The organism is Pseudescherichia vulneris NBRC 102420 (assembly GCF_000759795.1).
In the GTDB taxonomy this organism is placed as follows: Bacteria; Pseudomonadota; Gammaproteobacteria; order Enterobacterales; family Enterobacteriaceae; genus Pseudescherichia; species Pseudescherichia vulneris.
In genome coordinates, this window is the sequence record NZ_BBMZ01000007.1 from 317306 (window position 1) to 341320 (window position 24015).

Annotated in this window: 20 protein-coding genes; 18 read left to right on the top strand and 2 right to left on the bottom strand. The window is 57.8% G+C overall.

Annotation, left to right across the window (positions count from 1 at the left end):
• Window positions 1-25 precede the first annotated feature (25 nt).
• Window positions 26-895, top strand: a complete 870-nt coding sequence (alkA, locus tag EV102420_RS05500) for a DNA-3-methyladenine glycosylase 2 (RefSeq protein ID WP_042389824.1) — start codon at window positions 26-28, stop codon at window positions 893-895.
• Here the strand turns inward: alkA and EV102420_RS05505 are convergent.
• Window positions 877-4206, bottom strand: coding sequence for a diguanylate cyclase (locus EV102420_RS05505; RefSeq protein ID WP_042389826.1), 3330 nt, complete (start codon window positions 4204-4206; stop codon window positions 877-879). The two genes, alkA and EV102420_RS05505, sit on opposite strands and share 19 nt — an antisense overlap.
• Window positions 4207-4550: 344 nt before the next feature.
• Here EV102420_RS05505 and udk point away from each other — a divergent pair, with 344 nt between their 5' ends.
• The 3 genes from udk to asmA all read left to right on the top strand — a co-directional run bounded on the left by udk (window position 4551) and on the right by asmA (window position 7781).
• Complete coding sequence (gene udk, locus EV102420_RS05510) at window positions 4551-5189, top strand: uridine kinase (protein ID WP_042389828.1); 639 nt, start codon at window positions 4551-4553, stop codon at window positions 5187-5189.
• A 118-nt stretch (window positions 5190-5307) separates the two neighbouring features.
• Window positions 5308-5889 carry a dCTP deaminase gene (gene dcd, locus EV102420_RS05515; protein WP_042389830.1) on the top strand — a complete coding sequence of 194 codons (582 nt, stop codon included), beginning with the start codon at window positions 5308-5310 and terminating at the stop codon, window positions 5887-5889.
• A gap of 41 nt (window positions 5890-5930) precedes the next feature.
• Window positions 5931-7781 carry an outer membrane assembly protein AsmA gene (asmA, locus tag EV102420_RS05520; RefSeq protein ID WP_042389832.1) on the top strand — a complete coding sequence of 617 codons (1851 nt, stop codon included), beginning with the start codon at window positions 5931-5933 and terminating at the stop codon, window positions 7779-7781.
• Window positions 7782-7847: 66 nt separating this feature from the next.
• Here asmA and EV102420_RS05525 read toward each other — a convergent pair whose 3' ends face one another.
• Complete coding sequence (locus EV102420_RS05525) at window positions 7848-9428, bottom strand: TerC family protein (protein ID WP_042389835.1); 1581 nt, start codon at window positions 9426-9428, stop codon at window positions 7848-7850.
• Between the two features lie 476 nt (window positions 9429-9904).
• On the opposite strand from EV102420_RS05525, the gene EV102420_RS05530 reads away from it, so the two are divergent.
• From EV102420_RS05530 to cpsB, 14 genes are read left to right on the top strand one after another with little or no spacing between them, the layout of a single operon-like run.
• The gene (locus EV102420_RS05530) at window positions 9905-11044 is read left to right on the top strand and encodes a polysaccharide export protein (RefSeq protein WP_042389837.1); all 1140 of its coding nucleotides are present in this window, start codon (window positions 9905-9907) and stop codon (window positions 11042-11044) included.
• Window positions 11045-11049: 5 nt separating this feature from the next.
• Entirely contained in the window at window positions 11050-11493 is a 444-nt protein-coding gene (gene wzb / locus EV102420_RS05535; protein WP_042389839.1) for a low molecular weight protein-tyrosine-phosphatase Wzb, read from the top strand.
• A 2-nt stretch (window positions 11494-11495) separates the two neighbouring features.
• Window positions 11496-13658 (top strand): tyrosine-protein kinase Wzc, encoded by a 2163-nt coding sequence (gene wzc, locus EV102420_RS05540; RefSeq protein WP_042389841.1) that lies wholly within the window; start codon window positions 11496-11498, stop codon window positions 13656-13658.
• A 28-nt stretch (window positions 13659-13686) separates the two neighbouring features.
• Window positions 13687-14532, top strand: coding sequence for a colanic acid biosynthesis glycosyltransferase WcaA (gene wcaA, locus EV102420_RS05545; protein WP_042389844.1), 846 nt, complete (start codon window positions 13687-13689; stop codon window positions 14530-14532).
• On the top strand, window positions 14532-15023 hold the full coding sequence (gene wcaB / locus EV102420_RS05550) for a colanic acid biosynthesis acetyltransferase WcaB (RefSeq protein WP_042389845.1): 492 nt from the start codon (window positions 14532-14534) through the stop codon (window positions 15021-15023). The genes wcaA and wcaB overlap by 1 nt, the downstream gene beginning before the upstream one ends.
• Window positions 15020-16237: a colanic acid biosynthesis glycosyltransferase WcaC gene (gene wcaC, locus EV102420_RS05555; protein ID WP_042389846.1), complete on the top strand. Its 1218-nt coding sequence runs from the start codon at window positions 15020-15022 to the stop codon at window positions 16235-16237. The genes wcaB and wcaC overlap by 4 nt, the downstream gene beginning before the upstream one ends.
• Window positions 16212-17432, top strand: a complete 1221-nt coding sequence (wcaD, locus tag EV102420_RS05560; RefSeq protein WP_042389847.1) for a colanic acid polymerase WcaD — start codon at window positions 16212-16214, stop codon at window positions 17430-17432. The genes wcaC and wcaD overlap by 26 nt, the downstream gene beginning before the upstream one ends.
• Window positions 17433-17444: 12 nt before the next feature.
• Window positions 17445-18191 carry a colanic acid biosynthesis glycosyltransferase WcaE gene (gene wcaE / locus EV102420_RS05565; RefSeq protein WP_042389848.1) on the top strand — a complete coding sequence of 249 codons (747 nt, stop codon included), beginning with the start codon at window positions 17445-17447 and terminating at the stop codon, window positions 18189-18191.
• 15 nt (window positions 18192-18206) lie between these two features.
• Window positions 18207-18755: a colanic acid biosynthesis acetyltransferase WcaF gene (gene wcaF, locus EV102420_RS05570; protein ID WP_042389849.1), complete on the top strand. Its 549-nt coding sequence runs from the start codon at window positions 18207-18209 to the stop codon at window positions 18753-18755.
• 27 nt (window positions 18756-18782) lie between these two features.
• Window positions 18783-19904, top strand: coding sequence for a GDP-mannose 4,6-dehydratase (gmd, locus tag EV102420_RS05575; protein ID WP_042389850.1), 1122 nt, complete (start codon window positions 18783-18785; stop codon window positions 19902-19904).
• 2 nt (window positions 19905-19906) lie between these two features.
• Window positions 19907-20872: a GDP-L-fucose synthase gene (gene fcl / locus EV102420_RS05580; protein WP_042389852.1), complete on the top strand. Its 966-nt coding sequence runs from the start codon at window positions 19907-19909 to the stop codon at window positions 20870-20872.
• Between the two features lie 2 nt (window positions 20873-20874).
• The gene (locus EV102420_RS05585) at window positions 20875-21348 is read left to right on the top strand and encodes a GDP-mannose mannosyl hydrolase (protein WP_042389854.1); all 474 of its coding nucleotides are present in this window, start codon (window positions 20875-20877) and stop codon (window positions 21346-21348) included.
• Window positions 21345-22568 carry a colanic acid biosynthesis fucosyltransferase WcaI gene (wcaI, locus tag EV102420_RS05590; RefSeq protein WP_042389856.1) on the top strand — a complete coding sequence of 408 codons (1224 nt, stop codon included), beginning with the start codon at window positions 21345-21347 and terminating at the stop codon, window positions 22566-22568. The genes EV102420_RS05585 and wcaI overlap by 4 nt, the downstream gene beginning before the upstream one ends.
• A complete protein-coding gene (gene cpsB / locus EV102420_RS05595; RefSeq protein WP_174435473.1) occupies window positions 22565-24007 on the top strand; it encodes a mannose-1-phosphate guanyltransferase in 1443 nt (480 codons plus the stop codon). Before wcaI ends, cpsB begins: the two co-directional genes overlap by 4 nt.
• Window positions 24008-24015: the final 8 nt, after the last annotated feature.

Here is a 24015-nt window from a genome sequence, read left to right on the forward strand (position 1 = left end):
TACAACGAGTATGTCTACAACGAGCATGTATACCCTGAAATGGAAGCCGCCCTACGACTGGGCGTGGATGTTAGGTTTTTTACAGGCACGTGCGGTGACCGGCGTGGAAGTGGTCAGCGAAGGCCGCTACGTGCGCAGCTTTGCGCTGGGAGAGCACCAGGGGATCGTCACCGCCGAGCCGGACGAGGCTAACCATACGCTGCGCGTCACCCTTAGCGCTGGGCTGCTGCCGGTCGCCGAGGCGTGTCTGGCCCGGCTGGGACGTCTGTTCGATCTCGCCTGCGATCCGCAGGAGATTATTCAGGCCCTCGGCTCGGTGGGCGAGCAGAGGCCGGGCCTGCGGCTGCCGGGCTCGATGGACACCTTTGAACAGGGCGTGCGCGCCATTCTTGGGCAGCTGGTTAGCGTGGCGATGGCGGCTAAGCTGACGGGTAAGGTGGTGGAACTCCTGGGTGAGCCGCTGGCAGACGCGCCGGGCTTTATCTGCTTCCCGACGGCTGAAACTATGGCCCAGGCCGATCCCACGGCGTTAAAGGCACTCGGGATGCCGCTTAAGCGCGCCGAGGCGCTGATTAATTTGGCCCGTGCCACTCTCGACGGCGAGTTTCCATTGCAGGCTCCGGCGGATATCGAGCAGGGCGTGAAGCTATTGCAGCGTTTTCCCGGGATCGGGCGCTGGACGGCAAACTATTTGGCGATGCGCGGCTGGCAGGCGAAAGATGTCTTTTTGGCCGACGACTACGCTATCAAGCAACGCTTCGCGGGCATGACTCCGGCGCAAATCCGCCGCTATGCCCAGCGCTGGCAGCCCTGGCGATCTTATGCGCTGCTGCACATCTGGTACACCCCGGACTGGCAGCCGACTGTTGACGAGGGTCAGTTGATAGCAAAGTAGCTTGTGTTGAGCATCAGATCCAGCGGCTGGGCCTGGGAGATAGTGTCCCCGAAGATATAGTCAATGCCGATGCCGGAGAGAGTATCCATCATCATCGGCTGGTTGGTCGGCCCGGCGATGCTTTTCATCCCCAGGCGGTGAGCGTGGCCCTGCACGATAGTGACCATCATCTCGTCCATCAGGTTACCGTGCACGTTGTTAACCAGCTCCGGCTCCAGCAGGACGTAGTCCGCCATCTGCGGCATAAGATGGTTGAAGATCTCCAGGTCGCGTCCAATGTGGCTGATAATGAGTCGGCAGCCCGCCTGACGAAGCTTAGCGAGACCGTCGCCGATGCTGCTCTCTTCACGCATCAGGGCATCGGCATCGATCACAAAGTGCAGCAGGCGGCCAGGCATTCTGCTCTGTGCCAGCTTCTCAACGATCTCGTTTATGACCGTCCGGCTGGCCAGCCCGGCGCTGGAGAGCGGCAGGGCAACGCTGACCCCTTTACGCACCACCCCGGCAGCGCTGTTGGTAAAGAACTCGTGGATCACCCGCCGATCGAGGGCGCGGATCAGCTCCGGGTCGGCGAGGCCGGAGCGGAAGGCGCGCTCCTCCATGGCTTCCCCTTCGCTGGTCCACAGGCGCAGCGAGAGCAGCCAGAAGTTGCAGGACTCCGGCACCCGTGGGGAGGCGACGCCGCGCGCCACCAGCAGCAGATGGTTGTCGCGGATCATCCGCGACTGCTCCTCAAGGGAGATCAGGCTGCGGTTGTGATGCATATGATCCTGCTGCGGCTCGTACACCGTGACCACGCCGCGACCGTTGTTTTTCGAAGCGTAGCAGGCGATATCCGCCTGGGACATCACCTCCGAGGCCTGGCAGTTGCTCTCATCAATCAGGGTGATCCCGGCGCTCGCGCCGATGCGGTGCAGGCGGCCCTCCCACATAAAGCGGTAGTCGTTGATCGCATGGATAATGCGGCCGGAGATGTAGCGGGCGCTCTCAATATTGCAGTCCGGCAGCAGCAGGCCAAACTCATCCCCGCCGAGGCGGGCCAGGATATCGGTAGAGCGCAGCATGCTCAGCATCAGAGAGGAGAGCTCCCGCAGCAAGGCATCCCCTGCCGCATGGCCTGCGGTGTCGTTCACCGCCTTAAAGCGGTCGAGATCGATATAGACCAGCGCATGGCGCTGATGCGTCTCCTGCACCGTGTGCAGCAGGCGCTTGAGATGGTTCTCGAAGCTGACGCGGTTCGCCAGATGGGTCAGCGCATCGTGAGAGGCACTATAGCTCAGCTGACGCAGCATCTTCCGGGATTCGGTGACGTCCTGAATAACCAGCACGAAGCCGATGTTATGCCCTTCAAGGGTGCTGAGTGGCGTCACGCTATAGTGAATATCGTAGGTTCCGCCGTTGCGGCAGTGCAGCACCACGTCCTGCTCGATAGCCGAACGTGACATATCACCGCTATGAATGTTTTCCAGCGCGGGGCCGTTGTCGCCAAAGGTAATGCGCAGCACGTTCAGCAAGGCCTGACCGATGGCGTGCTCCTGCTGCCAGCCACTCAATTTTTCCGCCACCGGGTTCATAAAGGTGACGTTCATGTCCACGTCGGTACAGAGCACCGCTTCGCCGATGGAGTCGAGCGTGATGTGCAGACGCTCTTTCTCCTGGAACAGGGCCTCGTTGAGCTGCTTCACCTCGGTCATATCCATATTGACGCCGAGCAGCCGTTCAACCTCGCCGTTTTTATTCAGCACCCGGTTCGCCAGGGTACGAATATGGCGAATGCCCCCTTTAACGTGGATGCGAAACTCCAGCTTAAAGGCCACCCTGGCCACCAGCGAGTCGCGAACAATGCGCTCGGTCTCGGCTCTGTCCTCGGGGACCACGCACTCATACCAGAGCTTCCAGGTGGGCTTCACGTGCGGCGGCAGTTCGTAGAGCTCAAACATGCGCTTATCCCAGCTGATGATGTCCGGCTCCAGCTCCCACTCCCAGATGCCAATTCCGCCCGCCTCGTTAGCCAGCGTAATGCGCTCCATCAGCCGCTTGTTGACCCATTCGGTGTGCTTGAGATCGTTGATATCTTCGACCTGAGAGATGAAGTAGAGCGGCGTGCCGTCCGGGTGGCGCACCAGCGACACCGCCAGCAGCGCCCAGACGATATCCCCCGTGCGGGTGTAGTAGCGCTTCTCCATGGAGTAGCTGTCAATGTCGCCGCGCACCAGCGACTCAAGCTGCTCCAGATCGCTATTGAGATCTTCCGGCCAGGTGAGCTGCTGGAAGGTCAGCAGGCGCAGCTCATCCTGGGAGTAGCCGAGAAAGCTGCACAGCGCTTTATTGACCTGTAACCACTGGCCGTCGGTGCCCACCAGCGCCATGCCAATGGCGGAGTACTCCATCGCATTACGAAAGCGGGCCTCGCTTTCGGTAATGTGCTTGCGCTCGGCACGGAAAGAGTACATCACCATGGTCATCACGTTGGCGGGCAGCAGGATCATCAGGAACGGCAGCCAGGGCGCGTTCAGCATGGCGCTGCTGTTGAAGTTGATGAGCTCAATCGGGCTGTGGGTCATGATCAGCGACACCACCATGATGGTGACGAGGAAGATGAGAAAGGCCTCGAGGCGCGGCAGGCGAACGGCGGTCCACATCAGCAGGACGATAACGGCGGTAAAGGGCCACGGCAGATAGGTCATCGAGAGCCAGCTGAGAAAAAGCGTCACGGCCAGCGTCACCAGGGTTTCCAGCAGCAGCTGCGGCTTACGGTGGCGCAGCAGGTAGTGCAGCTTGAACATCAGCCCGAGCGGGACCAGCGCCAGCGCGCCGATGGATTCTGAAAGCACCCAGATCATAAAGGTGCGCAGCAGGTTTTCGCTGCTGGACACCAGGCAAATCAGCAGTCCACCCAGCAGGGGAGGGATCACAGCACTGCCGATGGTCAGGCGGATCCAGTCGCTCAGGTTCTGCAGCGGGTTGTACCACGGCAGCATCTTACGCAGCAGCACTGCGCCGGTCAGCGCCTCAATAATATTGATTGCCGGATACCAAAAATTTAATTCACTGGCGGGAAAGAGCAGAAACGACGCGGTCAGGCTGCCCAGCATACAGGCGATGGCGATGCCCGGCCACATGCGCCCGGCGTGGCGGTAGAAGGCCACCATCATAATCGAGGTCGGGAACCACAGTGGCGCAAGAACGGTACCGAAACGGGTCAGCTCAAGGGAAAACAGGGTAAAGATAAAGGTCACCAGTCCTAAACTGAGCAGCCTCAGTAGGGGGTTTGGGGTAGTAACCAAAACGCGCTGGTATTGTTTATTCATTACCGCTTTATCCGCAGTCCCTGTGCCGCCAGGTTCATAACGCCCGGTCGGGTAAAATTGAAATTTGGATTATGCTAGTACAAACAATTTACAATTCCTATCGTGACCGCTCATAATTTGACATCATAGTGTTATTAATCACTTAGTCTGCCAAAAATGGTAGCTGAACGCTGTAAAATTAGACGCTTTAATTTGCGAAAAGGGTAATGTGCCAGATTGGAGCCGTTGTGGCAGACGATTGCGCATTCGACTGGTATCACGAGAGCGAAATCCCTATAATTGCCGCGTTTGACGCTATAGCGTCTCCCTTCTTTACTTCCAGGTTAATCAGGTCGCAAAAATTTATGACTGAGTCCCATCAGTGCGTCATTATCGGCATCGCCGGCGCATCCGCTTCAGGTAAAAGTCTCATTGCCAGTACGCTTTACCGCGAGTTGCGCGAACAGGTTGGTGATGAACATATTGGCGTTATCCCAGAAGATAGCTACTACAAGGATCAAAGTCACCTGTTGATGGAAGAGCGTGTTAAAACGAACTACGACCATCCCAGCGCCATGGATCACAATCTGCTGTTTGAACATTTGCAGACCCTGAAAGGCGGCAACCCCATTGAGCTACCGGTGTACAGCTACGTTGAGCACACCCGTACCAACGAGACTATCCACATTGAACCCAAGAAGGTGATCATTCTTGAGGGGATCCTGCTGCTAACCGACGCGCGCCTGCGCGAGGCGATGAACTTTTCGATCTTTGTCGACACGCCGCTGGATATCTGTCTGATGCGCCGTATCAAGCGTGACGTCAACGAACGCGGCCGCTCCATGGACTCGGTGATGGCACAATATCAGAAGACCGTGCGTCCGATGTTCCTGCAGTTTATTGAGCCATCCAAACAGTATGCCGATATTATCGTGCCGCGCGGGGGTAAAAACCGCATTGCTATCGATATCCTGAAGGCCAAAATCAGCCAGTTTTTTGAATAACCGGGTTTTTTAGACCGTCTGGTTTTGAATAAACGGCGCGAATTGTGTACCGTTCAGAGATAACTTGCCTGCCCAGACCGAACTTAGCCGGACGGGCAGCACCTAAGGAGAAAGTGCTATGCGTTTGTGTGACCGCGATATTGAAGCCTGGCTGGACGATGGCCGCCTGTCGATTACCCCGCGCCCGCCGGTAGAGCGCATTAACGGTGCGACGGTGGACGTGCGTCTGGGCAACAAATTTCGTACCTTCCGGGGCCACACCGCTGCCTTTATCGATCTGAGTGGTCCCAAGGATGAGGTAAGCGCCGCGCTGGATCGGGTGATGAGCGATGAGATTGTGCTGGCGGAAGGTGACGCCTTCTTCCTGCATCCGGGCGAACTGGCGCTGGCGGTAACCTTTGAGTCCGTAACCCTGCCGGCGGATCTGGTGGGCTGGCTGGACGGTCGCTCCTCGCTGGCGCGGCTGGGCCTGATGGTGCACGTCACCGCTCACCGTATCGATCCGGGCTGGTCCGGCTGCATCGTGCTGGAGTTCTACAACTCCGGTAAGCTGCCGCTGGCGCTGCGTCCGGGTATGCTTATCGGCGCGCTTAGCTTTGAGCCGCTCTCCGGCCCGGCCGCGCGGCCCTATAACCGTCGTCAGGACGCGAAGTATCGCGACCAGCAGGGCGCGGTGGCCAGCCGAATTGATAAAGACTGAGCGCCTGTTGCGCCGTGTAATAGCTGCTCGTTGAGGATGCCATGAGAAGAGTGTTAACCACGCTGATGATTTTACTGGTCGTGCTGGTCGCCGGCCTCTCTGCGTTGGTGCTGCTGGTGAACCCGAACGACTTTCGGGATTACATGGTGCGACACGTTGAGTCGCGCAGCGGTTATCAGCTGAAGCTTGACGAGCCGCTGCGCTGGCACGTCTGGCCCCGGCTGAGCATTCTCTCGGGACGCATGTCGCTGACGGCACCTGGCGCACCGCAGCCGCTGGTGACGGCGGACAACATGCGGCTGGACGTCGAGCTGCTGCCGCTGCTCTCCCATCAGCTGCACGTTAAGCAGGTGATGCTCAAGGGGGCGGTTGTCCAGCTTACGCCGCAAACCGAGGCATCAGAGCCAAAAGACGCGCCGGTTGCGCCGCAGGAGAACACGCTGCCGCAGGTAGAGACCGATCGCGGCTGGTCATGGGCTGTCTCCCATCTGCAAATCGCCGACAGCGTGCTGGTTTTCCAGCACAAGGACGACGAGCAGGTGACGGTACGTAATATCCATCTCAAGATGGATCAGGACGAAAACTATCACGCCAGCGTCGACTTCTCGGGGCGGATCAACCGCAACCAGCGCGATCTAACCCTGGCGCTGAAGGCGAGCGTGAACGCCGCCGACTACCCCTATAACTTAACCGCCGCAGTTGAGCAGCTTAACTGGCAGCTCCAGGGCGGCGATATCCCTGCCCAGGGCATTTCCGGCCAGGGTAGCTTCCAGGCCCAGTGGCGCGAAGCGCAAAAGCAGCTCACCTTTAGCCAGCTGAATATGACCGCCAACGACAGCGCGGTGACCGGCAGCGGCAGCGTGACGCTGGGGGACAAACCCGACTGGGTGCTGGATCTGGCCTTTGACAATCTGAATCTTGAAAATCTGCTCGGCGCGGTGTCCAACCCGGCTACTAACGCCACCGCCGCGCAGCAGGGGCAGGGCATGATCGCCCCGCCGCGTCCGGTTATCGCCCGGGACATTGACGGTGATGACTACAGCAGCCTGCGCGGCTTTACGGCAAACCTGTCGCTGGCGGCGAAAAAGGTGCGCTGGCGCGGTATGGATTTTACCAACGTAAGCAGCCATATCACCAATAAAGCGGGTCTGCTGACGCTCTCGACCCTGACCGGAAAATTAGGCGAGGGCATGCTCTCGCTGCCGGGAAGCCTCGACGTGCGGGGCAAAATGCCCAAAAGCGCCTTCCAGCCGCAGCTTGATAACGTTGAGATTGGCACGGTGCTGAAAGCCTTTGACTACCCGCTGGCGTTGACCGGCAAGCTGTCACTGGCGGGGGATTTTAAAGGCGACAGGATCGATGCCGAGGCGTTTCGCCGCAGTTGGCAGGGGAGCGCCCACGTTGAGATGGCCAACACGCGGATGGAGGGGCTGAACTTCCAGCAGCTTATCCAGCAGGCGGTGGCCCGCAGCAGCGATGTGCAGGCCCAGCAGAACTACGATAGCGCGACCAAACTCGATAGCTTCAGCACCGATTTGACCCTCGATCGCGGCCAGATGGCCCTCGACGATATGCAGGGGAAATCTGCGATGCTGGATCTCTCCGGCCAGGGTACGCTCGACCTGGTTAAACAGCTCTGCGATACCCGCTTCAACGTGCAGGTTACCGAGGGGTGGAAGGGCGACGGCAAGCTGATCGAATTCCTGCGAAATACGCCGATCCCGCTGCGCGTCTATGGCAAATGGCAGGCGCTTAATTACAACTTGCAGATAGATCAGGTTCTGCGTAAGCATCTGCAGGATGAAGCGAAACGCCGTCTTAACGACTGGGCGGATCGCAACAAAGATAGCCAGCGCAGCAAAGATATTAAAAAGCTGATTGATAAGCTGTGATATTAGGCGGGTTATGCCCGGCGTGCCTGCCGGGCCTACAAAATACCAACCACACCGTGCGCGGCGTTACACCTCGTAGTCCGCGTCCTCTGTCTCCAGTGGCACAATCTGTACCTTCTGGACGCGATGGCTCTCTACCTGCAGCGTTTTCAGCAGATAATCACCCACCTGCACCTCTTCCCCGACTTTAGGAATACGCTGTAAGTACTCCATCAGCAGGCCAGCGATGGTGTGATACTCCCGCTTCTCGTCCAGCGGCAGCGGCACATAGTGCACCAGATCCTCCAGCGGCATATGGCCGTTTGCCGTCCAGCTGCCGTCGGCGTTTTTCTGGATATCGTGGCGGGCGTCAATCTCCTCTACCTCATTGGGCAGGTTGCCCGCAATGGTCTCCATCACGTCGCTGAGGGTCACAATCCCCTCGATTGAACCAAACTCATCCACCACAAAGGCAAAGTGCGTGCGCGCGTTGCGGAACTGCTCCAGCGCCTGCAACAGCGGTAGCCCTTCGGGAAAGACCAGCGGCTGGCGGATCAGCACGTTGATGTTGAGCGGCTCGCCGCGCAGCGACTGCTGAAGCAGATCGAGAATGTGCACTACGCCCAGCAGATCCTCATGCTCGTCGCCGCCGGTGACCACCATGCGGGTATGCTGGTTTTTATCCAGCAGGGCGCGGATCTCCTCTTCCGGGGCGCTGAGATCGATATACTCGATGTCATGGCGCGAGGTCATGATGCTGCTGACGCTGCGCTGGTTAAGGTTCAACACCCGCTCGATCATCAGGCGCTCCTGGGTGTTGAAGATCTGGCTATCGTCATGATCCACCAGCAGAGACGAGGTCTCCACGTCCAGCTCGGCATCCTCTTTCTTATTGCTCAGCAGGCGCATTACCGCATCAGTGGTACGCTGGCGCAGCGTCTGGTTAGCAGAGAGAAAACGGCGGCGGTTGAAGATCGCCAGCTGGTTAAGGGCCTCAATCATTACCGAGAAGCCAATGGCCGCATACAGATAACCTTTCGGGATATGGAATCCGAAGCCGTCGGCAATCAGGCTAAAGCCGATCATCAGCAGGAAGCTGAGGCAGAGGATCACGATAGTGGGGTGGCTGTTGACAAAGCGCGTCAGGGCCTTGCTGGCCAGCAGCATCAGCGCAATGGCAATCACCACCGCCGCCATCATCACGGCCAGATGATCGACCATCCCTACGGCGGTGATCACCGAGTCCAGCGAGAAGACCGCATCCAGCACCACAATCTGCGCGACGACCGCCCAGAACTTTGCCCCGCGCTGCTGGGTCGGGTTGTCGCTGTCTTTCCCCTCCAGCCGCTCGTTGAGTTCCACCGTGGCCTTGAAGAGCAGGAACAGGCCACCAAACAGCATGATCAGATCCCGCGCGCTAAAGCTGAAGCCGCGTACGGAGAAAAGGGGGGTGGTGAGCGTCACCAGCCAGGAGATAGAGGCCAGCAGCACCAGGCGCATCAGCATCGCCAGCACAAGACCGGTGACCCGCGCCCGATCGCGTTGCGCAGGCGGCAGCTTTTCGGCCAGGATGGCGATAAACACCAGGTTATCAATACCTAAGACCAGCTCAAGCACCACCAGGGTCAGCAGCCCGGCCCAGATTGATGGATCGGCAATCCATTCCATAATACGTTTTTCATCCTCCAGAAAAATAACTACCCGACTCGGCGGGAATAGAATTTAGGATATATCGCAGATGTAAATGTGTCTATTTTTTTTGTCAATATGAAGTAATTCCTAAAAGCGTAAAAATAGCGACTTAATCTTATTCTTAAAAACTGGCATCAGACAAAGCGGAGCCTTGCCTGTAATTCCTTTAGCTGCAACAATTCTTCCAGCGTTAACGCGCTACTTTACTAAACTATTTTGCCGTTGTCCTGCCCGGTGTTGTCTGCCCGTGGTTAAACGTTATGTCTCTGGATCATAAGGGGTATTAATCACCTTCGCTCATGCTATCAATCGGCTGCATTTGACCAGGCGCTTTTTAGGACTGATGCCAGTTATATTTAACAGTAATTAAATGCATTCTGTTAAATGTGCGGCGAAAGCAGCGCTAATTAAATTGCACAGGATAATTACTCTGCCAAAGTGATAAATAATCAATGATGAAATCCAAAATGAAATTGATGCCATTATTGGTATCTGTGGCCTTGATGAGTGGTTGCACGGTGTTCCCCGGAAGCAATATGACCACAGTGGGTAAGGATGTGATTAAACAGCAAGATGCTGACTTCGATCTTGACCGCATGGTAAATGTTTATCCTTTGACTCCCCGACTGGTAGAACAGCTTCGACCCCGTCCCACCGTTGCGCAGCCCAATATGTCGCTGGACCAGGAGATCTCCAGCTACCAGTATCGCGTGGGGCCGGGTGACGTCCTCAACGTCACCGTCTGGGATCACCCCGAGCTGACCACCCCTGCCGGGCAGTACCGCAGCTCCAGCGACGCCGGTAACTGGGTGCAGCCCGACGGCACCATGTTCTACCCCTATATTGGCAGAGTCCACGTCGTGGGCAAAACCCTTGCTGAAATTCGCAGTGATATTACCGGCCGTTTAGCGCAGTACATCGCCGACCCGCAGGTGGACGTTAATATCGCCGCTTTCCGCTCGCAGAAAGCCTATATCTCCGGCCAGGTCAATAAATCGGGCCAGCAGGCCATTACTAACGTGCCGCTCACCGTGCTGGATGCGATTAACGCCGCCGGTGGCCTGACCGATACCGCCGACTGGCGCAACGTGGTGCTTACCCATGATGGCCGCGAGCAGCGCATCTCTCTCCAGGCGCTGATGCAGAACGGCGACCTCAGCCAGAACCGCCTGCTCTATCCAGGAGACATTCTGTTTGTACCGCGCAATGACGACCTGAAAGTGTTCGTGATGGGCGAAGTGAAAAAACAGAGCACCCTCAAGATGGACTTTAGCGGTATGACCCTGACCGAAGCGCTGGGCCAGGCCGAAGGTCTGGATCTCACGGCTTCCGACGCCAGCGGCATCTTCGTGATCCGTCCGCTGAAAGGCGAGGGCGGACGCAACGGCAAGATGGCCAATATCTACCAGCTCGATATGTCCGATGCGACCTCGCTGGTGATGGCGACGGAGTTCCGACTTCAGCCTTACGACGTGGTCTACGTCACCACCGCGCCGGTTACCCGTTGGAACCGTCTTATCAATCAGTTGCTGCCGACGATCAGTGGCGTTCGCTACATGACCGATACCGCCAGCGACGTTCACAACTGGTAACGCTCATGTTTAACAAAATTTTAGTGGTATGCGTGGGCAATATCTGCCGCTCTCCGACGGGTGAGCGGCTGCTGAAACACTATCAGCCTGCCCTGACGGTGGAGTCCGCCGGGCTGGGTGCGTTGGTAGGTAAAGGCGCAGACGCCACCGCGACCAGCGTGGCGCAGGATAACCAGCTGTCGCTGGCCGGGCACAGTGCGCGGCAGATCACCGGGCAGATGTGCCGGGAGTATGACCTGATCCTGGTGATGGAGAAGCGCCATATCGCCGCGCTGTGTGAAATCGCACCGGAGATGCGCGGCAAGGTGATGCTGTTCGGTCACTGGGACGGCGAGCGCGAGATCCCCGATCCCTACCGCAAAAGCCGCGAGGCCTTTGAGGCCGTCTACACCTTACTCGATCGCTCGGCCCGCCAGTGGGCGCAGGCGTTGCACGTTCAGCAGGGATAACCATGACAGAAAAATTACACCATGCTGCTGCCCCACAGACGGGCGGTGATGAGATCGATATTGGCCGCCTTGTGGGAACCGTTATTGAGGCGCGCTGGTGGGTGCTGGGTATTACGGCCCTGTTCGCGTTGGCGGCGGCGATCTATGCCCTGTTCGCCACGCCTATCTATAGCGCCGACGCGCTGGTGCAGATCGAGCAGGATGCCGGCGGCTCGCTGGTGCAGAACCTCAACAGCGCGCTCTCTAACAAGCCTCCCGCCTCGGATGCAGAGATCCAGCTGATCAAGTCGCGAATGGTGCTGGGCAAGACGGTGGACGATCTCGATCTTGATATCGGCGTGACCAAAAACACCTTCCCCATTTTTGGTGCAGGCTGGGATCGCCTTCAGGGCCGCCAGAACGAAACCGTTAAGGTCACCACCTTTACGCTGCCCAAAGGTGCAGGCGGACAGGTCTTTACCCTCAGCGTGCTGGGGCCGAAGCAGTATCAGCTGACCAGCGACGCCGGGTTTAGCGCCCGTGGCGAGGTGGGCAAGCTGCTGCAAAAAGAGGGCGTTACCTTTGAGGTCAGCGCTATCCAGGCGGCGGAAGGCAGCGAGTTTACGGTATCTAAATTCTCAACGCTGGGCGTCATCAACAATCTGCAAAACAACCTGTCGGTGACGGAGAACGGTAAGGATACCGGCGTGCTCAGCCTCAGCTTTACCGGTGAGGATCGCAACCAGATCCGCGCCATTCTCAACAGCATCACCCGTAACTACCTGGCGCAGAATGTCGAGCGTAAGTCGGAAGAGGCAGCAAAAAGCCTGGCCTTCCTTGCGAAACAGCTCCCGGAAGTACGGGCGAATCTCGATGCGGCGGAGAACAAGCTCAACGCCTTCCGTCAGGACAAGGATTCGGTAGACCTGCCGCTGGAAGCTAAGGCGGTGCTGGACTCTATGGTTAACATTGATGCCCAGCTCAACGAGCTGACTTTCAAAGAAGCTGAGATCTCCAAGCTCTATACCAAAGCGCACCCGGCCTACCGCACGCTGTTGGAGAAACGCCGCGCGCTAGAAGATGAGAAGGATCGCCTGAGCGGGCGCGTGTCCGCGATGCCAAAAACCCAGCAGGAGATTGTGCGCCTGACCCGTGACGTTGAGTCCGGTCAGCAGGTCTATATGCAACTCCTGAATAAGCAGCAGGAGCTGAAGATCACCGAGGCCAGCACGGTAGGGGATGTTCGCATTGTCGATCCGGCTATCGATCAGCCCGGCGTGCTGAAGCCGAAAAAGGCGCTGATTATTCTCGGCAGCATTATCCTCGGCCTGATGCTCTCCATCGTTGGCGTGCTGCTGCGCTCGCTGTTTAACCGCGGTATCGAAAGTCCGCAGGTGCTGGAGGAGAACGGCATTAGCGTCTACGCCAGCATTCCGCTCTCCGAGTGGCAAAAAGCGCGTGACAGCGTCAATACCCACAAAGGCACCAAGCGCTTCAAACAGAGCCAGCTGCTGGCGGTGGGCAACCCGACCGATCTGGCCATCGAAGCGATCCGCAGCCTGCGTACCAGCTTGCACTTCGCCATGATGCAGGCCAGCAATAACGTGCTGATGATGACCGGGGTCAGCCCGTCAATCGGTAAAACTTTCGTCTGTGCCAACCTGGCGGCGGTGATCAGCCAGACCAACAAGCGCGTGCTAATGATCGACTGTGACATGCGTAAGGGCTACACCCACGAGCTGCTCGGGACCGATAACGTCAACGGCCTGTCGGACATTCTGGCAGGGAAGGGGGATTTCTCCACCTGCGTCAAGCCGACCGCCATTACCCACTTCGATCTGGTGCCGCGCGGCCAGGTGCCGCCTAACCCCTCCGAGCTGCTGATGAGCGAACGCTTTGCACAGCTGATCGCATGGGCCAGCAGCCAGTATGACCTGGTGCTGATCGATACCCCGCCAATCCTTGCGGTGACCGATGCGGCAGTAGTCGGACGGCATGCGGGCACCACCCTGATGGTGGCGCGCTATGCGGTTAACACCCTGAAAGAGGTGGAGACCAGCCTGAGCCGCTTTGCACAGAACGGCATTCAGGTGAAAGGCGTGATCCTTAACTCTATCTTCCGTCGGGCGACGGGATATCAGGATTACGGCTACTACGAGTATGAATACAAATCGGACGCCAAATAAGCATCTTAGGCAACCTCGGGGACAAGAAATGACAATAGCCAATTACCCAACGATCTCGATTTACATGCCGACATGGAATCGTCAGCAGCTGGCGATCCGCGCAATCAAATCGGTTTTACGCCAGGACTATCCGCACTGGGAGATGATCGTCGTCGACGACTGCTCGTCGAATTTTGAACAGCTTGAGCAGTATGTCGCTGACCTGAACGATCCGCGCGTGACCTACGTCCGCAACGCGTTCAACTCCGGCGCCTGCGCGGTGCGTAACCAGGCGATTTTGCAGGCGCGCGGCCACTACATCACCGGTATCGACGATGACGACGAGTGGACGCCGGACCGCCTGTCGGTTTTCCTTGCGCACAAGCACCAGCTGGTGACTCACGCTTTCCTCTACGCCAACGACTACGTTTGCGAAGGGGAGGTCTACGCCCAGCCGGCTAGCCTGCCGCTCTATCCAAAGTCACCTTATTCGCGCACGCTGTTCTATAAGCGCAATATTATTGGCAACCAGGTCTTTACCCTGGCCTCGCGCTTCAAGGCCTGCCTGTTTGACGTCGATCTCAAGGCGGCGCAGGACTATGACATTTTCCTGCGTATGGTGGTGGAGTACGGCGAGCCGTGGAAAGTCGATGAGGCCACGCAGATCCTGCATATCAACCACGGGGAGATGCAGATCACCACCTCGCCGAAGAAGTTCTCCGGCTACTTCCACTTCTATCGCAAGCATAAAGATAAGTTCGATCGTGCCAGCAAGAAGTACCAGCTCTTTACCCTCTACCAGATCCGCAACAAGCGGATGACCCTGCGCACGCTGCTGACCCTGTTCTCCCTGCGTAACGGCAAGCGCCTGGCTTATGGGCTACGGAGTAAATAATGCGCCTGGAGGATTTTCGCGCGAACCACTGGAGCCTGCGCCCCTGCTGCATGGTAATGGCCTACCGTATTGCTCATTTTTGCTCGGTGTGGCGCAAAAAAAGCGTCATTAACAATCTATGGGCCGCGCCGGTGCTGCTGCTCTACCGCTTTATCACCGAGTGCCTGTTTGGCTATGAGATCCAGGCCGCGGCCACCATTGGACGGCGTTTTACCATTCATCACGGCTATGCCGTGGTGATCAACAAAAACGTCGTGGCCGGGGATGACTTCACCATTCGTCATGGCGTCACCATCGGCAACCGGGGCGACGACAGCCTGGCCTGCCCGGTGATTGGTAACGGCGTGGAGCTGGGGGCAAACGTGGTCATCATTGGTGATATCACCATTGGTAACGGCGTCACCATCGGGGCGGGCAGCGTGGTTCTGGACAGCGTCCCGGACAACGCGCTGGTGGTAGGAGAGAAAGCCCGGGTGAAGGTGAGACAATGAATATCTTACAGTTTAACGTGCGCCTCGCCGAAGGGGGCGCAGCGGGCGTGGCCCTTGACCTGCATCAGCGCGCTTTACAGCAGGGGATGCGTTCGCGCTTTGTCTACGGCTACGGCAAAGGCGGCAAGAAGAGCGTGAGCCATGACCGCTATCCAGAGGTGATCCAGCACACGCCGCGCCTGACCTCTGTCGCCAACCTGGCGCTGTTCCGCCTCTTTAATCGCGATCTGTTTGGCGATCTTAACAACCTCTATCTCGATGTGATCCGCACTCAGGGACCGGTGGTGCTGCACTTTCACGTGATGCACAGCTACTGGCTGAAGCTGGAGGCGGTGGTGGCGTTTTGTCAGCGGGTCACCGCCAGCCGTCAAGATGTAACCCTGGTCTGGACGCTGCACGATCACTGGAGCGTCACCGGCCGTTGTGCCTTTACCGACGGCTGCGAAGGGTGGAAAACCCACTGCCAGGCGTGTCCAACCCTGGATAACTATCCGCCGGTGAAGGTGGATCGCGCCCATAGCCTGGTGGCGGGCAAACGCCGCCTGTTTAACGAGATGCTCGCGCTCGGATGCCACTTTATCTCTCCCAGCCAGCACGTGGCCGACGCGTTTAACAGCATCTATGGCGCGGAGCGCTGCAAGATTGTTAACAACGGTATCGATGTCGCCACCGAGGCGATCCTCGCCGAGCTTCCGCTGGTAGAGCGTAGCCAGGGCGCGCCCAAAATTGCCGTTGTCGCCCACGACCTGCGCTACGACGGTAAAACTAACCAGGCGCTGGTGCAAAACATGATGTCCCTGGGCAGCGGCATCGAGCTGCACACCTTCGGCAAGTTCTCACCTTTTGAAGGGGAGAACGTCATCAACCACGGTTTTTTAACCGACAAGCGCCAGCTGATGAGCGAGCTGAACCAGATGGATGCCCTGGTGTTTAGCTCCCGGGTCGATAACTACCCGCTGATCCTGTGCGAGGCGCTGTCGATTGGCGTGCCGGTGATTGCCACCCACAGCGATGCGGCGCACGAGGTGCTGCGCAAATCCGGCGGCACGACCTTTAGCGAGAGTGAAGTGCTGGATCTGGTCCAGCGACCAAAAGCGGAGATTGCCGAAGCGGTATTTAGCACCTCGCTGGCGGCATTCAGGGCGCGCAGCCGTCAGGCCTATAGCGGAGAGCAGATGCTGGAGGAGTATGTCGCGTTCTATCAGAGTCTGTAGCTATCTGCTGCTGCCGCTGACCTATCTGCTGGTCAACGTTAAAATCGCTCAGCTGGGGGAGAGCTTCCCCATCACCATCGTGACCTTTTTACCGGTGCTGCTGCTGCTTTTTGTGGATAAGATCAGCGTCAAGAAGCTGCTGATCGCGCTGGGGATCGGTGCCGGGCTGACCATCTTTAACTATCTGTTCGGACGGTCGTTCAACGCCAGCAAGTACGCTACCTCTACAATGCTGTTTATCAACATCGTCATTATTATCGGCATGGTGTGGAGCATTCGCTTTAAGGTCGTCTCACCCCACAACTACCGCAAGATCCTGCGCTTCTTCTACATGGTGGTGGGGGTGATAGTGACCCTGGCGGCGATGGAGATGGCGCAGATCATTCTCTCCGGCGGCAGCAGCCTGATGGAGACCATTTCGAAATATCTGATCTATTCCAACAGCTACGTTTTGAATTTTATCAAGTTCGGCGGGAAGCGAACCACGGCGCTCTATTTTGAACCGGCCTTCTTCGCTCTGGCATTAATCTCAATTTGGCTCAGTATCAAACAGTTTGGTATCAAGACCCCTAAAACTGATGGTATGATTCTGGCAGGGATAGTTCTCTCAGGATCTTTCTCTGGCGTAATGACCTTTATTCTATTTTATTTGCTGGAGTGGGCGTTTCAGTATCTGAATAAAGAGGCGATTAAGAAAAAACTGCCGTTGGCAATAATATCGTTAGCCGTTTTTATGGTCGGTATCGTGTTTGCATTTCCGTATATTTCCGAACGACTCGGCGATCTCGGTACGGAAGGCTCTTCTTCCTATTATCGAATCATCGGTCCGCTGGCGATGGTCGGCAGCGCATTAACCAATATCGATGGCGCGGTACGTTTTGGATCGCTTTATGAATATGTTGCATCATTCGGAATCTTTAACGGTGCGGACGTCGGAAAAACAATAGACAATGGCCTGTATCTGCTGATTATTTATTTTTCCTGGTGCGCTGTAGTACTGACCATCTGGTACATGAGTAAAGTCTTAAAAATGATGGTCAACGCATTTGGTAATAATCAGAATTATCGTGTTCAGCTTTATCTATTTATGCCGGTGTCACTCTTTTTTACCGGTTCGATTTTTAGCCCGGAATACGCATTTTTGATCGTTTGCCCGTTTATTTTGCGCAAGGCGCTCAATATTACTCAATCCTGATGAGGTGAAAACATGCTGCTCAGTGTCATTACCGTTGCCTTCCGTAACTATGCGGGCGTGGTGAAAACGCATGCCTCACTGGCCCACCTGGCACGGGCAAAGGACATCACCTTTGAGTGGATTGTGGTGGACGGCGGCTCTAACGACGGCACCCGTGAGTTTTTAGAAAACCTCAACGGTGAATACAACTTACGCTTTGTCAGCGAGAAAGATAACGGCATCTATGACGCCATGAACAAGGGCGTAGCGCTGGCCGAAGGGCGCTTTGCCCTGTTCCTCAACTCGGGTGATATTTTCCATGAGGACGTGGTCGACGTGGTTCGCCAGCTGGCGGACGAGCGCGAAAAGGCGATGTACATTGGCGACGCGCTGCTGGATTTCGGCGACGGCACCAAGATTCGCCGCAGCGCCAAGCACGGCTGGTATATTTATCACAGCCTGCCGGCAAGCCATCAGGCGATCTTTTTCCCGGTGAGCGGGTTAAAAACCTATCCCTACGATCTGCAATATAAAGTGTCATCGGATTATGCGTTGGCCGCGCGAATGTTTAAAGCGGGCTACCCCTTTAAACGTATTAAAGGCCTGGTATCAGAGTTTTCCATGGGCGGCGTCTCTACCTCGAATAATCTTGAGCTATGCGAGGATGCGCGAAAAGTCCAGCGTAAAATATTGCGCGTGCCCGGCTTCTGGGCGCAGCTCTCCTATTTCTTACGCGTGCGTACCACCGGAAAGACAAAAGCCTTATATCACAAAGCCTAAATATAAGGGATAACCATGCAGGATCTAAAAGGATTCTCGGTACCGAAAGGGTTCCGAGGGGCGAGTGCGATTAAAGTTCAGCTGTGGTGGGCAGTGCAGGCGACATTATTCGCCTGGTCGCCGCAGATTATGTATCGCTGGCGTGCTTTTTTATTGCGTCTGTTTGGCGCAAAAATCGGAAAAAACGTAGTGATCCGACCTTCGGTAAAAATTACCTATCCGTGGAAATTAACACTCGGAGACTATAGCTGGGTAGGGGACGAAGCCGTTTTATATACGCTGGGCGAGATTACCCTCGGCGCAAATTCGGTAGTGTCACAAAAGTGTTATTTGTGTACCGGCAGTCACGACTATTTAAGCGCGCATTTTGATATTAACGCGACGCCTATCGTGATTGGCGAGAAGTGCTGGCTGGCAACGGATGTCTTCGTTGCCCCAGGGGTCACGATTGGCAGCGGCACGGTGGTAGGGGCGCGGAGCAGCGTTTTTAAATCGCTACCGGCCAACGCCATCTGCCGTGGCAATCCCGCAGTGGTGATACGCGAACGCGTAGAAACTGAATAATTTCTGATAAGTCTGGAGAATAAAATTATGTCTAAAGTCGCTCTCATCACCGGCGTTACCGGGCAGGATGGCTCTTATCTGGCAGAGCTGCTGCTGGAGAAAGGCTATGAGGTTCACGGCATCAAGCGTCGCGCCTCCTCGTTCAACACCGAGCGCGTGGATCACATCTATCAGGATCCGCACGCCAGCAACCCGAAATTCCATCTGCACTATGGCGATCTGACCGACAGCTCCAACCTGACCCGCATCCTGCAGGAAGTGCAGCCGGATGAGGTTTATAACCTGGGGGCGATGAGCCACGTTGCGGTCTCCTTCGAGTCGCCGGAATATACCGCCGACGTTGACGGTATGGGCACCCTGCGCCTGCTGGAGGCGATCCGCTTCCTCGGCCTTGAGAAGAAAACCCGCTTCTACCAGGCGTCCACCTCTGAGCTGTATGGTCTGGTGCAGGAAACCCCGCAGAAAGAGACCACGCCGTTCTACCCGCGCTCGCCGTATGCGGTGGCTAAGCTGTACGCCTACTGGATCACCGTTAACTACCGTGAATCCTACGGTATGTACGCCTGTAACGGCATCCTGTTCAACCACGAATCCCCGCGTCGCGGCGAGACCTTCGTGACCCGTAAAATCACCCGCGGTATTGCCAACATTGCCCAGGGCCTCGAATCTTGTCTCTATCTCGGCAACATGGACTCCCTGCGTGACTGGGGCCATGCCAAAGACTACGTGAAAATGCAGTGGATGATGCTGCAGCAGGATCACCCGGAAGATTTCGTTATCGCGACCGGCGTGCAGTACTCGGTTCGCCAGTTCGTTGAGATGGCTGCCGCGCAGCTGGGTATCAAGCTGCGCTTTGAAGGCACCGGCGTAGATGAGAAGGGCATCGTTGTTTCGGTCACCGGCCATGACGCACCGGGCGTGAAGGCGGGCGATGTGATTGTTGCCGTCGATCCGCGCTACTTCCGTCCAGCAGAAGTGGAAACCCTGCTCGGCGATCCGACCAAGGCGCACGAGAAGCTGGGCTGGAAACCGGAAACCACCCTGCAGGAGATGGTCTCTGAGATGGTCGCGAAAGACCTGGAAGCGGCTAAGAAGCACTCGCTGCTGAAGTCCCACGGCTACGAGGTTGCCATCGCGCTGGAGTCCTGAGCATGAGTAAACAACGTATCTTTGTGGCTGGCCATCGCGGCATGGTGGGGTCAGCCATTGTGCGCCAGCTTGAACAGCGCGACAGCGTTGAGCTGGTTCTGCGCACCCGTGATGAGCTGAACCTGCTGGATGCGGCCGCCGTGAACGCCTTTTTCGCCGAGCAGCGGATCGATCAGGTCTATCTGGCGGCGGCGAAGGTGGGCGGTATTGTGGCGAACAACACCTATCCGGCCGATTTCATTTACGAAAACATGATGATCGAGAGCAACATCATTCACGCTGCGCACACCCACGGCGTGAACAAGCTGCTGTTCCTCGGCTCTTCCTGTATCTACCCGAAGCTGGCGGCCCAGCCGATCGCCGAGAGCGAGCTGTTGCAGGGTACTTTGGAGGCCACAAACGAGCCGTACGCGATTGCCAAAATTGCCGGGATCAAACTGTGTGAATCCTACAACCGTCAGCATGACCGCGACTACCGCTCGGTAATGCCGACCAACCTGTATGGTCCGCACGACAACTTCCACCCGAGCAACTCCCACGTGATCCCGGCGCTGCTGCGACGCTTTCATGAGGCCACCGAGCAGAACGCCACCGACGTGGTGGTGTGGGGCAGCGGCACGCCGATGCGCGAGTTCCTGCACGTCGATGATATGGCAGCGGCCAGCATCCACGTGATGGAGCTGGATCGCGAGGTGTGGCTGGAGAACACCGAGCCGATGCTGTCGCACATCAACGTCGGGACCGGGGTGGACTGCACCATCCGCGAGCTGGCGCAGACCCTTGCGCAGGTCACGGGCTTCAAGGGGCGGGTGGTGTTTGACGCCACCAAACCCGACGGTACGCCGCGCAAGCTGCTGGACGTGTCACGCCTGCACGCCCTGGGCTGGCGACATGAGATCTCGCTGGAGCAGGGGCTGGCAAGCACCTACCAGTGGTTCCTTGAAAACCAGCACCGGTTCCGGGGGTAGGCATGTTTTTAAGTCAGGAAGATTTTGCCACCGTGGTGCGTTCCACGCCGTTGATCTCCATCGATCTGATCGTGGAGAACGCGCATGGCGAGTTTCTGCTCGGCAAGCGGACCAACCGTCCGGCGCAGGGGTACTGGTTTGTGCCCGGCGGGCGCGTGCAGAAAGATGAGCCGCTGGCCCAGGCGTTTGAGCGCCTGACCCAGGCCGAGCTTGGCGTGCGTCTGCCGATGGCGGCGGGAGAGTTTTACGGCGTCTGGCAGCACTTCTATGACGACAACTTCTCCGGGAGCGACTTCAGCACCCACTACATCGTGCTCGGCTTCCGCCTGAAGCTAAATCAGGCGGATCTGGCCCTGCCGGATGCCCAGCACGAGGCGTACCGCTGGCTGACGCCAGAGGCGCTGATCGCCGACGAGAACGTGCACGACAACAGCCGGGCGTATTTTCTCGCCGACCGTCAGGCGGTTGGCATATGAAAATATTAGTTTACGGCATCAACTACTCGCCGGAGCTTACCGGCATCGGCAAGTACACCGGTGAGATGGTGGAGTGGATGGCCCGCCAGGGCCATGACGTGCGGGTCATCACCGCGCCGCCTTACTACCCAGAGTGGAAGGTGGGTGAACGCTACTCGGCCTGGCGCTATCGCCGGGAAGAGGGGGCGGCCACCGTCTGGCGCTGTCCGCTGTACGTGCCGAAGCAGCCCTCGACTATCAAGCGGCTGGTTCACCTCGGCAGCTTTGCCCTCAGCAGCTTTTTCCCGCTGCTGGCCCAGCGCCGCTGGAAGCCGGATCGCATCATCGGCGTGGTGCCGACCCTGTTCTGCACGCCGGGGATGCGCCTGCTAGCGAAGCTCTCCGGGGCGCGCACCCTGCTGCACATTCAGGACTACGAGGTGGACGCCATGCTCGGTCTCGGGATGGCGGGCAAAGGCAAGGACGGCAAGGTCGCCAGGCTGGCCAGCGCCTTTGAGCGCAGCGGCCTGCTCGGGGTGGATAACGTCTCCACTATCTCGCGCTCGATGATGAACAAAGCCCGGGAGAAGGGCGTGGCCGAAGAGCGGGTCATCTTCTTCCCGAACTGGTCGGAAGTGGCACGCTTTCGCGACGTCAGCGAGAGCGAGGTCGCCCAGCTACGCGCCTCTCTTGGCCTGCCGGACGACAAACGTATCATTCTCTACTCCGGCAACATCGGCGAGAAGCAGGGGCTGGAAAGCGTCATCGAGGCCGCAGCGCGTCTGCGTGCCGAGCCGTGGCAGTTTGTGATTGTCGGCCAGGGCGGCGGCAAGGCGCGGCTGGAAAAATTGGTCCGCGAACGCGGGCTGGACAACGTCACATTCTTCCCGCTGCAGCCCTACGAGGCGCTGCCCGCCCTCTTGAAAATGGGCGACTGCCATCTAGTGATCCAGAAGCGCGGCGCGGCGGATGCGGTGCTGCCCTCCAAGCTCACCAACATTCTGGCGGTAGGTGGTAACGCGGTGATCACCGCGGAAGCGGATACCGAACTGGGCCAGCTCTGCACTGCGTTTCCGGGCATTGCCGTCTGCGTTGAGCCGGAGTCGGTGGACGCGCTGGTGAGTGGGATCGAGCAGGCGTTAGCCCTGCCTAAAAATAACACGGTGGCACGTGAATATGCCGAACGCACGCTCGAGAAAGAGAGCGTGTTAAGCCAATTTATTGCCGATATCCAGGGATAATCATGAATAAAACAACCCTTTTTCCGGTAGTCATGGCTGGTGGCACGGGTAGCCGCCTGTGGCCGCTCTCCCGCGTGCTCTACCCCAAACAGTTTCTCTGCCTGAAGGGCGAGCTGACGATGCTACAGGCGACCATTAACCGCCTCAACGGCGTCGAGTGCGAAAGTCCGGTAGTCATCTGCAACGAAGAGCACCGCTTTATCGTTGCCGAGCAGCTGCGTCAGCTCAATAAGCTGACCGAAAACATCATTCTTGAACCGGCCGGGCGCAATACCGCACCGGCTATCGCCCTCGCGGCGCTGGCTGCTAAGCGCAACAGCCCAGATGCGGATCCGCTTCTGCTGGTGCTCGCTGCCGATCATGTGATCCAGCAGGAAGAGACGTTCCGCGAGGCGGTGCGTGCGGCGATGCCCTACGCCGAAAGCGGCAAGCTGGTGACCTTTGGCATCGTGCCGGATCTGCCCGAGACCGGCTACGGCTACATCCGCCGTGGCGAGGTAAGCCAGAACGGGATCGATACCGTTGCCTTCGAAGTAGCGCAGTTTGTCGAAAAACCCAATCTGGAAACGGCGCAGGCCTACGTTGCCAGCGGCGAGTACTACTGGAACAGCGGCATGTTCCTGTTCCGCGCCGGACGCTATCTCGACGAGTTAAAGCGCTTCCGCCCGGACATTCTTGAAGCCTGTGAGAACGCCATGCGCACCCTCGATCCGGATCTCGACTTTATCCGCGTTGATGAAGAGGCGTTCCTCGCCTGCCCGGAAGAGTCGGTGGACTACGCGGTGATGGAGAAGACTGCCGATGCGGTGGTGGTCCCGATGGATGCGGGCTGGAGCGATGTTGGCTCCTGGTCCTCGCTGTGGGAGATCAGCCCCCATACGCCAGAGGGAAACGTTCACCACGGCGACGTCATCAGCCACAAAACCGAAAATAGCTACGTCTACGCCGAGTCAGGCCTGGTCACCACCGTCGGCGTCAAGGATCTGGTGATTGTCCAGACCAAAGATGCGGTGCTGATCGCCGACCGCAACGCGGTGCAGGACGTCAAAAAAGTGGTCGAGCAGATCAAAGCCGAGGGTCGCCATGAGCACCATGTTCACCGCGAGGTGTATCGCCCGTGGGGCAAATATGACTCCATCGATTCCGGCGAGCGCTATCAGGTGAAACGCATCACCGTCAAGCCGGGGGAGGGACTCTCCCTGCAGATGCATCACCACCGGGCCGAACACTGGATCGTCGTAGCGGGCACGGCGAAGGTGACCATCAACGACGAGGTGCGCCTGATCGGTGAGAACGAGTCGGTTTACATCCCCCTTGGCGCGACCCACTGCCTGGAGAACCCCGGCAAGATCCCGCTGGATCTGATTGAGGTGCGCTCCGGCGGCTACCTCGAAGAGGACGACGTGGTGCGCTTCGAAGACCGCTACGGGCGAGTTTAGTACGCATT